This is a genomic window from Streptomyces sp. NPDC006265, from assembly GCF_040613555.1.
GTDB lineage: Bacteria > Actinomycetota > Actinomycetes > Streptomycetales > Streptomycetaceae > Streptomyces.
Genome location: NZ_JBEXSH010000239.1, coordinates 1 through 10,726 on the forward strand (window position 1 = coordinate 1; position 10,726 = coordinate 10,726).

8 protein-coding genes and 1 pseudogene are annotated in these 10,726 nt (G+C 68.3%); 1 reads left to right on the forward strand and 8 read right to left on the reverse strand.

Features of this window, described 5'->3' with window-relative positions:
* From ABZ281_RS20330 to ABZ281_RS20365, 8 genes are all read right to left on the reverse strand, one after another.
* Positions 1–1,362 (reverse strand): histidinol-phosphate transaminase (locus ABZ281_RS20330; RefSeq protein ID WP_356657353.1); only part of this gene is annotated, 1,362 nt, incomplete at its 3' end.
* Between the two features lie 171 nt (positions 1,363–1,533).
* A complete protein-coding gene (locus ABZ281_RS20335; protein WP_356657355.1) occupies positions 1,534–2,679 on the reverse strand; it encodes an aldose epimerase family protein in 1,146 nt (381 codons plus the stop codon).
* Between the two features lie 56 nt (positions 2,680–2,735).
* Positions 2,736–3,980 (reverse strand): multiple monosaccharide ABC transporter permease, encoded by a 1,245-nt coding sequence (gene mmsB, locus ABZ281_RS20340; protein WP_356657356.1) that lies wholly within the window; start codon positions 3,978–3,980, stop codon positions 2,736–2,738.
* Positions 3,977–5,527 carry a multiple monosaccharide ABC transporter ATP-binding protein gene (mmsA, locus tag ABZ281_RS20345; protein ID WP_356657358.1) on the reverse strand — a complete coding sequence of 517 codons (1,551 nt, stop codon included), beginning with the start codon at positions 5,525–5,527 and terminating at the stop codon, positions 3,977–3,979. The genes mmsB and mmsA overlap by 4 nt, the downstream gene beginning before the upstream one ends.
* Positions 5,528–5,573: 46 nt before the next feature.
* Entirely contained in the window at positions 5,574–6,686 is a 1,113-nt protein-coding gene (gene chvE, locus ABZ281_RS20350; RefSeq protein WP_356657360.1) for a multiple monosaccharide ABC transporter substrate-binding protein, read from the reverse strand.
* A gap of 139 nt (positions 6,687–6,825) precedes the next feature.
* Positions 6,826–7,794, reverse strand: a complete 969-nt coding sequence (locus ABZ281_RS20355; RefSeq protein WP_356657362.1) for a hypothetical protein — start codon at positions 7,792–7,794, stop codon at positions 6,826–6,828.
* A gap of 109 nt (positions 7,795–7,903) precedes the next feature.
* Positions 7,904–8,908 carry an alcohol dehydrogenase catalytic domain-containing protein gene (locus tag ABZ281_RS20360; RefSeq protein WP_356657364.1) on the reverse strand — a complete coding sequence of 335 codons (1,005 nt, stop codon included), beginning with the start codon at positions 8,906–8,908 and terminating at the stop codon, positions 7,904–7,906.
* Positions 8,905–10,068 (reverse strand): mandelate racemase/muconate lactonizing enzyme family protein, encoded by a 1,164-nt coding sequence (locus ABZ281_RS20365; protein WP_356657366.1) that lies wholly within the window; start codon positions 10,066–10,068, stop codon positions 8,905–8,907. Before ABZ281_RS20365 ends, ABZ281_RS20360 begins: the two co-directional genes overlap by 4 nt.
* A 269-nt stretch (positions 10,069–10,337) precedes the next feature.
* Between ABZ281_RS20365 and ABZ281_RS20370 the strand changes: the two are divergent.
* A pseudogene (locus ABZ281_RS20370) lies at positions 10,338–10,726 on the forward strand (hypothetical protein); the annotation flags it as partial.

Here is a 10,726-nt window from a genome sequence, read left to right on the forward strand (position 1 = left end):
CGGGGCGACGGCCGCCGCGGCGGGAGCGAACCCCGCCCCACCCGTACTCGCGGCCGCCGGGGCGAGCCTCGGCCTCCCGGCCTCCGTGGCCGCGGCGGGGGCCGGCGCCGCGGCCATCCCCACCGCCTGCGCCGCGAGCCCGCGCATGCCCGACCCGTTCGTCTCGCTCACCAGACGGTCCACGGCCGCCGTCCCCGAGCTGTAGCTGGTCCCATTGCCCAGCTCGGGTACGGCGGCTCCCCTCCTGGACGTCCCGTAGAGCACCTGTTCCAGGCCGGACACCAGGCGACGCACGTCCACCTGGGGGCGCACCACGAGACGCAGGAAGCGACTGGACGAACCGATCTTGTTGCCGCACTCGCGGACCAGGATCCGGTGCTCGGTGAGCATCCGGTCCCGGACCACGGTGCCCTCGGCGCCCACGGGGAGGCGCACGAAGAGGAAGTTGCCCTGCGAGGGGTAGACCGTGAGGCCGGGCAGAGAGGAGAGCTGGCCGGCCATGTCGAGGCGGTCGCGGCGCACCTGCGTCAGGCTCTGCGCGTACTCGGCGCCGTGCTCCTTGAGCATGAAGACGACGTGCTCGGCGAAGGAGTTGAGGTTCCACTTCGGGAGCATGGAGCGGACCCGGCTCGCGAGCGCCGGATTGGCGACGAGGTAGCCGAAGCGGATGCCGTGCAGGCCGAAGTTCTTGCCGAGGCTGCGCAGCACGACCACGTTGGGCCGCAGCATCGCCTCCTGGACGACCGACGGCTCGGCCTCGGCGTCGGCGAACTCCAGGAACGACTCGTCGATGACGATCAGGTCGAGGTCGGCCATGGCGTCCATGAACTGCACGAGGGCGTGCTTGTGCAGGAAGCCGCCGTCGGGGTTGTTCGGGTTGCAGATCACCGCGACGCGGGTGCCGCGGGCCCGGATGAACTCGGCGTACTGCGCGAGGTCGAGGGCGAAGCCGCTGGACTCCTGGAGGGGGAACATGTCGACCCGCTTGCCGGTCTCCATCGGCTGATCGGTCCAGCGGCCGAAGGTCGGGACGGGGACGGCGAGGGACTCGCGGACCAGCAGATGGTCGATCCAGGTGATGAGCTCGGTCGAGCCGTTGCCCATGGCCACGCACTGCGGGGGCAGCTGGAGCAGGCTGCACAGCTCGGCGGTGATCGTGTCGGCGCTGCTCGGGTAGTACGTGATGATGTCGCGCAGCCGGCCCGCCATGTCCTCGAACATGGCCGGGGTCGGGAAGTACGGGTTGCAGGGGATACAGAAGTCCACGGGGCCGGCTCCCTCGCCGCCCTCACGTGTCAGAGCCGCCATCGACGGGCTGTGTGCCGCGGTACTGCGGAACAGCGACGTGACGTTGTCGGCCATGGAACCTCCGCGTGGGGCGGGCCCGTTGGGGACGGACGGGCCCGACGTTTAAGGGCGGCCCGCGCGGGGGAGCGCGGGCCGCCCATTCATACGGAGACCACGGGGGCGCCGTTCAACCGTCGGGAAAACGGTCGGAACATGTGCCCATCGTGTGAAGGCCTGTCAGTGGCCTCAGCAGCCGAACGTGTGGATCGTGGTCGTGTGGTACGTCTGCCCCGGTCGCAGCACCGTCGACGGGAACTTCGGCTTGTTCGGCGAGTCCGGGAAGTGCTGCGTCTCCAGGCAGAGTGCGTCGCCCTGCCGGTAGGTGCGGCCGGACGGGCCGGTCAGCGTGCCGTCGAGGAAGTTGCCGGAGTAGAACTGCAGGCCCGGCTCGTTCGTGGCGATCTTCAGGGTGCGGCCGGAGGCCGGGTCGCGCAGGGTCGCGACGTGCTCGGGCCGGGAGGTGATGCCCTTGTCGAGGACCCAGTTGTGGTCGAAGCCCTTGGCGGTGACCAGCTGCGGGTGCGAGGTGCGGATGTCCCGGCCGATCGGCTTGGCCCGGGTGAAGTCGAAGGGCGTGCCCGCGACCCTGGCCAGTTCGCCGGTGGGGATCAGGCCCGCGTCGGTGGGCGTGTAGCGGGAGCCCGCGATGTGCAGCTCGTGGTCCTCGATCGTGCCGCTGCCCTCGCCGGCCAGGTTCCAGTAGACGTGGCTGGTGAGGTTGACGACGGTGGCCTTGTCCGTGGTGGCCTCGTAGTCGATGCGCCAGTCGCCGTGCCGGGTGAGCGTGTACGTCACCTTCGTCTTGAGCGTGCCCGGGTAGCCCATCTCGCCGTCGACGGACGTGTAGTACAGGTGCAGGCCGACGTCGGAGCCCTTGGTGAACGGCTCGACGTCCCACACGCGCTTGTCGAAGCCCTGGGTGCCGCCGTGCAGGCTCTGCTCGCCGTCGTTCACGGACAGCTGGTAGTTCTTGCCGTCGAGGGTGAACTTGCCCTTGCCGATGCGGTTGCCGTACCGGCCGATCAGGGCGCCGAAGTACGGGGTCTTCGCGACGTAGTCCTCGAGGTTGTCGAAGCCCGCGGAGACGTTGGCGTGGCGGCCGCGACGGTCGGGGATCTCCAGGGACTGGACGACACCGCCCCAGGAGAGGACCTTCAGGCGGGTGCCGCCGTTCTCCAGCGCCCAGCTGTAGACCTTGGTGCCGTCGGCCAGCTTGCCGAAGAGCGTCTTCACCGGCTTCCTGCCTCCCGTGGCGTGTGCCGTGCCGCCGAGCGTGGTGGCGGCCATGCCCGCCGCCGCTCCCGCGACGACCGTGCGTCTGCTCAGTTCCATGTGTGCGGCTCCCGATAAGGAGAGGGCCCCGCCTGGCGGCGGGGCCCCGAACTGACTTATGAACCGACCTTGCGCTTGTTCCACACGTCGAACCCGACGGCCGCCAGCAGGACCAGGCCCTTGATGACCTGCTGCCAGTCGGTGCCGATGCCGACGAGGTTCATACCGTTGTTCAGTACGCCCAGGACCAGGCCACCGATGATCGCGCCGAGGACGGTGCCGACACCGCCGCTCATCGACGCACCGCCGATGAACGAGGCCGCGATCGCCTCCAGCTCGAAGTTGAGGCCGGCCTTGGGAGAGGCAGCGTTGAAGCGGGCGGCGAAGACCAGACCCGCCAGGGCCGCGAGCATGCCCATGTTCAGGAAGACCAGGAAGGTGACCTTCTTGTCCTTCACACCCGACAGCTTGGCCGCCGGGAGGTTGCCGCCGATCGCGTAGATGTGGCGGCCGATGATCGCGTTGCGCATCACATAGCCGAAGCCGACGAGCAGCACGCCCAGGACGAGCAGCACGATCGGGGTGCCCTTGTAGCTGGCCAGCAGCATCGTCAGCGTGAGGATGGCGGCGCCGAGCGCGACCAGCTTCAGCAGGAACAGGCTGGTGGGCGGGACGTCGAGCGAGAACTCCTGCTGCCGCTTGCGGTCCCGGACCTCCTGGAAGACCACGAAGGCGATCAACGCGAAGCCCAGCAGAAGCGTGAGGTTGTGGTAGTTGGTGTTCGGGCCGACTTCGGGCAGGAAGCCGTTGGCCATCTTCTGCAGGCCCCGCGGGAAGGGGCCGAGCGTCTGACCTTCCAGGAAGATCTCGGTCAGGCCGCGCCAGATCAGCATGCCCGCGAGGGTCACGATGAACGACGGTATGCCGCCGTAGGCGATGAAGAATCCTTGGATGGCGCCCGCGAGCGCGCCCACCGCCAGACACAGGATCACCGCGACCGGCCAGGGCAGATCGTTCCTGACCATGAACACGGCCGCCATCGAGCCGATGAACGCCGTCAGCGATCCGACCGACAGGTCGATGTGGCCGGCGATGATCACCAGCATCATGCCCATCGCGAGGATGAGGATGTAGCTGTTCTGCAGCACCAGGTTGGAGACGTTGCGCGGCAGCAGCAGGTCACCGTCGGTCCACACGGCGAACAGGGCCACGATCAGGCCCAGGGCGATCAGCATGCCGTACTGCCGCATGTTGCGGCGCATGCCGTCCATCACCAGCTGCAGCAGGCCGCCACCCGCGGCCCCTCCGCTCTTGCCCGGCGGCGCGGGGGCCGGGCTCTTGGCGGTCACGTCCGTGCTCATCGGGTTACCTCTTTGTCCTTCGTCATCTGACGCATCAGCGATTCCTGGGAGGCCTCGGCCCGCGAGAACTCACCCGTCAGCCGCCCCGCGGCCATCGTGTAGATGCGGTCACACATACCGAGCAGTTCGGGCAGCTCGGAGGAGATGAAGACGACCGCCTTGCCCTGGGCGGCCAGCTGGTCGATGACCGTGTAGATCTCGTACTTGGCACCGACGTCGATACCGCGCGTCGGCTCGTCCAGGATCAGCACCTCCGGACCCGAGAAGATCCACTTGCTGAGGACGACCTTCTGCTGGTTGCCGCCGGACAGCTTGCCCACCGGCTCGAAGACGGTCGGCGCCTTGATGTTCATGGACGTGCGGAAGCCCTCGGCGACCTGCCGCTCCTCGTGCTCGTCGACCACACCGCGCTTGGCGACCTTGCTCAGGGCGCTCAGCGAGATGTTCCGGTTGATGGTGTCGATGAGGTTGAGGCCATAGTGCTTGCGGTCCTCGGTCACATAGGCGATGCCGTGCTTGACCGCCTCCGGGACGGTCTTCGTACGGATCTCCTTGCCGTCCTTGAGGACCGTGCCGTCCGCGTACCGGCCGTAGGTCCGGCCGAAGACGCTCATCGCGAGTTCGGTGCGGCCGGCGCCCATCAGGCCCGCGATGCCGACGATCTCCCCGCGCCGCACGTGGAGCGACACGTCGTCGCACACCTTGCGCTGCTGGTCGATCGGGTGGTGCACGGTCCAGTTGCGGATCTCCAGGGCGGGCGCCGCCCCCTCCTCGGCCTCGTGCGGCGACCGCTCCGGGAAGCGGTGCTCCAGGTCGCGGCCGACCATGCCGCTGATGATCCGGTCCTCGGTGGTCTCCGGAGCCTTCACATCGAGGGTCTCGATGGTCTGGCCGTCGCGGAGGATCGTCACCGAGTCGGCGACCTTGCGGATCTCGTTGAGCTTGTGGGAGATGATGATCGAGGTGATGCCCTGCTTCTTCAGCTCCAGGATCAGGTCCAGGAGCTTGCCGCTGTCCTCGTCGTTCAGCGCGGCGGTCGGCTCATCCAGGATGAGCAGCTTCACCTTCTTCGACAGGGCCTTCGCGATCTCCACGAGCTGCTGCTTGCCCACGCCGATGTCGGCGACGCGGGTGTCCGGGTGGTCGGAGAGACCGACCCGGCGCAGCAGTTCGGTGGCGTGCCGCAGGGTCTCGGTCCAGCTGATGATCCCCCGGGTGGCGTGCTCGTTGCCGAGGAAGATGTTCTCCGCGAGGGAGAGGTAGGGCACCAGGGCCAGTTCCTGGTGGATGATCACGATGCCGCGCTCTTCGCTGGCCCGGATGTCCTTGAAGCGGCAGACGTCTCCTTCGAAGAGGATGTCGCCCTCGTAGGTGCCGTGCGGGTGGACGCCGGAGAGGACCTTCATCAAGGTCGACTTGCCGGCGCCGTTCTCCCCGCAGATGGCGTGGACCTCGCCCTGCCGGACGGTCAGTGTGACGTCCGAGAGCGCCTTGACGCCGGGAAAGGTCTTGACGATCGAGCGCATCTCCAGGACGGGTCCCGCCATGGTCGTGCCTTCCAATCAGTGGTGAATCGTCGGTCGGTGGCGGGGACTACTTGAGGTCGCTCTCCTTGATGTAGCCGGAGTCGACGACCTCCTTCTGGTAGTTCGACTTGTCGACCGCGACGGGCTCCAGCAGGTACGCCGGGACGACCTTCGAGCCGTTGTCGTAGGTCTTGGTGTCGTTGACCTCGGGCTTCTTGTCGTTCAGCAGCGCGTCGACCATGTTCGAGGCGACCTTGGCGAGCTCGCGGGTGTCCTTGTAGACGGTCATCGACTGCTGGCCGGCGATGATCGACTTCACGGAGGCGAGCTCGGCGTCCTGGCCGGTGACGACCGGCAGCGGCTTGCTCTTGGAGCCGTAGTCGTCGGACTTCAGCGCCGACAGGATGCCGATGGAGATGCCGTCGTAGGGGGAAAGGACCGCGTCGACCCGCTCGCGCTTGTAGGACGAGGTCAGGATGTCGTCCATGCGCTTCTGGGCGGTGCCGCCGTCCCAGCGCAGGGTGGTGACCTGGTTCAGCTTGGTCTGGCCGGAGCGGACGACGAGCTGCTTCTTGTCGATGTAGGGCTGCAGGATGTTCATCGCGCCCTGGAAGAAGTAGCGGGTGTTGTTGTCGTCGTTGGAGCCGGCGAACAGCTCGATGTTGAAGGGGCCCTTCTTGGAGCCGTCCTTCAGGCCGAGCTTCTCGACGATGTAGGTGCCCTGGAGCTCGCCGACCTTCTCGTTGTCGAACGACGCGTAGTAGTCGACGTTCTCCGTGCCGAGGATCAGACGGTCGTAGGAGATGACCGGGATGTCGGCTTCCTTGGCCTGCTGGAGCACGTTGTTCATCGACTTGTTGTCGATGGCGGCGACGATCAGCGCCTTCACGCCCTGGGTGATCAGGTTCTCGATCTGCGAGACCTGCTGGTCCGGGTCGTCCTCGCCGTAGACCAGCTGGGTCTTGTAGCCCTTGGACTCCAGGTCCTTCTTGACGTTGTTGCCGTCGGCGATCCAGCGCTCGGAGGACTTGGTCGGCATCGCGATGCCGATGGTGCCGCCCTTGGCGCTGTCCCCGCTCTTCTCGCTGCCGCCCTCGCTGTTCTGCCCGCAGGCGGACAGGGTCAGGGCGAGGGACGCGGCTCCGGCTATGGCGGCGAGGGCGGCTCTGCGGTTACGCATGATCATCATCCTTGATCTGTGTGCAGGGCTCGGTCTGGGAGGCGCGAAGTCGCTCCGGGTGGTCGTGCCGGAAAGACCGAGAAGATGTGTGGGATTGTGGTCGGCTGTGTCGTCTTTTGTAAGGCGAGTTTCCGGAACGTTATGACGAGATTTCGAACCGTTGCATATCGCCCGGCAGTCGCGAGCCCAGCGGCGCCATGTCGCCGTCGGCCCCATGACGGGCCAGAAGGTCCAGGGCGAGTCGGCCGCGCCGCACACGTTCCTTGGCGGTGGCCAGGGTCAGCTCCCGCATGTGGTGCCCGTAGGGATAGATCCCGGGCGCCTTGGACAGGCCGAACTTCAGGTAGAGCGGTGCGCCGCGCCGGATCAGCTCGGCGACCTCGTACATCCGCACGTAGCCGCCGAGGTCGTCGGGGGCCTCGATGTACATGTCCATCGGAGCGCCCGACACCCGCCGGATCTCGGTGAGGTGGTCGAGTGTCAGGTCGCTCGGCACATTGACCGAGTCGGCGCCGAGGCGCTCGTAGACCGCGTACGCGGCCGGGTTGACGGGCCCGATGAGCGCGGAGACCTTGAGCGTCGTGTCGGCCGGGATGATCCCGGCGGCCCGTGCCCGGTGCAGCGTCCACAGTACGCCCTCGTCGGCGACGAGCAGGCACTTGACGCCCAACTCCGTTGCTCTGACGGCGTCTTCGATGCAACCGGCGACGGCGTCGTGGCCGCGGGCGCGCAGTCCGGCCCCCCGCGAGTCGGTGCGCGTGGACCCGCCGATGTCCCAGGTGCCGCGCGGGCCGGTGAACAGGCAGAGCTCGATGTCGCGTTCGCCGGTCGACTCGACCATCTCGGTGATCTCGGCGTCGGTCAGCATCCACACACCGCTGCCCTGGCTGATCCGGTGGATCGGCACGTCCAGCCGCGAGGCCTCCTTCAGCACCACCGCCAGCGCCTCGGGGCCCTCGCAGGAGGGGATCTCGGTGCGCCAGCGGCCGCCGCCGGGGAAGGAGTGCGGGGAGGCGTCGGCGGGATCGGGGGCGGGTGCGCTCAGGCCCAGGGCGGTGAGCGCCTGCTCACCGGGCCTGCGGGCGGCCGGGGCGGAAGCGTCGGTCACAGGAATGTCCTTCGGTTCGATATTTCGGACGAGGTTCGCGGCTCTGGGTAGGGCAAGGCTGGGGTACGCCGGTACGGGAGCCGTCAGGTTGCCCCGTACCGGCGTACGTCTAGGGGCGGAGCAGGACCTTGCCCACCTTCGGATCACCGGCCCCGACCAGCTCGATGGCCTGCGAGAACTCGGTGAGCGGGAGCTCGTGCGTCACCAGCGGCAGCGGGTCGAGCAGACCGGCGGCGAACACCCGCACCGTGTGCGCCCAGGCGTCCGGCGGCGCACCGAAGACGGTGTGCACCTCCAGCTGCCGTACGACGAGGTCGGTCGGGTCGAGACCGTCGGCGTTCGGCGCCGGGATGCCGGTCAGGACCAGCCGGCCGCCCCGCCTGAGCAGGCCGGCCGAGATCCGGGCGGCGTCCGCGGACCCGGCCGTCTCGATCACCACGTCGAAGTCGTCCGGGAGTTCCTGGTCCTTCGTCCGGAAGTCCGTCGCGCCGTACTGCCGTGACAGCGCCTCACGATCCCGGCGGGTGCCGACGACCAGCAGCTCGGCCGGCGAGTTCGCCTTCAGGAACTGCACGGCGAACATGCCGAGGGTGCCGGTGCCGACCACGGCGACGCGTTCACCGGGCTGTGCGTCGCCCTTCAGCGCGGCGGCCGCGATGCACGCGGCGGGCTCCAGGAGCGCCGCGGCCGTGAGGTCGCAGTCGTCCGGGAGGGCGTGCAGGAGGCGGGCCGGGAGGGTCAGCGTGGCCGCCATCGCGCCCGGCTGGGTGAACCCGGTCTCCTCGTAGCCGGCCGTGCACAGGGTCGTGTCGCCCGCGTGGCAGCGGTCGCAGACCTGACAGTTTCGAAAGCCCTCACCGACCACCTTGCGGCCCACGAGGGACTCCGGGACACCGGTGCCCACGGCCTCCACCGTCCCGGACCACTCGTGGCCCGGGGTCAGCGGGTAGCGCACGTAGCCCTCGGGGCGGTTGCCCTGGTAGACCTCGCGGTCGCTGCCGCAGATCCCCGAGGCGTGCACCCGGACCAGCGCCTCGCCGGCCTCGGGCCGCCGGGGCTCGTGCGGGACGAGACGGTGCTCGCCCGGGGCGTCGATGACGACCGCGGTGCTCACTGCGCGCCCTTCGGCTTGCGCTGTTCCCAGCCCTCCGCCCAGAGGTCGAAACGGGCCTGCTGCTGGGGGAACTCGGCGGCGGCGTCGACGTCCAGCTCCACACCGAGGCCCGGGGCGTCGGAGAGGTGGAAGCAGCCGTCCTCCGGGTTCACCTGCGGGGCGCCCTTGACCACCTTCTTGATCTCCGCGTCGGCGAAGTCGTTGAAGTGTTCAAGGATCTTGAAGTTCGGGGCGGTGAAGCCGACCTGGAGGGACGCGGCGGTCAGGACCGAGCCGCCCACGTTGTGCGGGGCCACCAGCATGTAGTGCGTCTCGGCGGTCGCGGCGAGCTTCCTGGTCTCCCAGATTCCACCGATATGGCCGACGTCCGGCTGGATGATGTCGACGGCCTGGCTCTCGAACAGCTCCCGGAACTCGATCCGGTCGTGGATGCGCTCACCGGTGGCGACCGGCACGTCGACCTTGGCGGCGACCTTCTCCAGCGCCTTGAGGTTCTCCGGCGGGACCGGCTCCTCCAGCCACGCCGGCTTGAACGGCGCCAGCTCCTTGGCCAGGCGTACGGCCGTGGCGGGGGAGAAGCGGCCGTGCATCTCCAGCATCAGCTCGGCCTCGGGGCCGATCGCGTCCCGGACCGCCTCGATCAGGGAGACGGCGTACAGGGTCTGCTGGTGGTCCAGCTCGAAGTGGCCGGTGCCGAAGGGGTCGATCTTGAGCGCCCGGTAGCCGCGCTCCATCACGCCCTGTGCGGCCTTGTGGTAGGCCTCCGGGGTCCGCTCGGTGGTGTACCAGCCGTTGGCGTACGCCTTGACCTTGTCGGTGACCTTGCCGCCCAGCAGCTGCCAGACGGGGACGCCCAGGGCCTTGCCCTTGATGTCCCAGCAGGCCATCTCGATCACGGCGATACCGGACATGACGATCTCGCCCGCACGGCCGTAGTCGCCGTACTTCATGCGCTTGACGAGGTCCTCGACAGCGAAGGGGTCGGAGCCGAGAATGTGATTGGCCTCGGCCTCCCTCAGGTATCCGAGAAGGGCGTCGGTGTGTCCCAGCATCCGGGTCTCGCCGACTCCGGTGATCCCCTCGTCGGTGTGCACCTGGACGTACGTCAGGTTGCGCCAAGGCGTCCCGACCACGTGTGTGCTGATTCCGGTGATGCGCACGGCGGTTGTCCCTCGCAGCTTCGTCGGCTCAGTTCCGTCAGTTTGTTCCGTCAGCATCCCGCACGCGCTCCGGCGACTCGGTCTGTTCGAGATTTCGGCACACGTTCGAAATGCTGGCGTGACAGTAAGGATCGGGCGGTCGGGGTGTCAATGGGTCGCGCGCATAACGGTTTCGACAGTTTCGAAACCATGGGTGGACCGTGTCCCTACAGAACCTTCACAGCTGGATCTAGGAACGTGACCTGCGCGGAACTTAATCTTCCCGCGTCATGGACTACTGCGACCCGTGCCGACGGCACCTCAACGGCGCCCTTGCCTGCCCGGGGTGCGGCACCTCAGCCGAAACGCTGCGCAGGCGCGGGCCGGAGTACGGCGGGTACGGCGCCGGCGTGGCCGGGGCCCCCGACGTCGAGCCGGAGAGGTCGGCAGGGCCGGATGCACCGGACGGGTCCGACTACGTGCGCGAAAGCTACGCCGGGTACGACGAGACCTACGACGACCCCCATGCCGATGCCGACGCCGACGGCGACGGCGACGGGGATGACGACGGCGAGCACCTGGGGCGTGCCGCCCGACTGACGACGTCCTTCAGGCCCTTGATCTCGTCGCCGGTCTCGGTGAAGACCGCCTTCGGGTCGTCGCTGTCCTTGGCGTCGAC

Excerpts from the sequence above, each read along its gene's own strand:
- ABZ281_RS20335 (WP_356657355.1), bottom strand. The coding sequence starts at position 2,679 with ATGGAACTGAGCAGACGCACGGTCGTCGCGGGAGCGGCGGCGGGCATG.
- mmsB (WP_356657356.1), bottom strand. The coding sequence starts at position 3,980 with ATGAGCACGGACGTGACCGCCAAGAGCCCGGCCCCCGCGCCGCCGGGC.
- mmsA (WP_356657358.1), bottom strand. The coding sequence starts at position 5,527 with ATGGCGGGACCCGTCCTGGAGATGCGCTCGATCGTCAAGACCTTTCCC.
- chvE (WP_356657360.1), bottom strand. The coding sequence starts at position 6,686 with ATGCGTAACCGCAGAGCCGCCCTCGCCGCCATAGCCGGAGCCGCGTCC.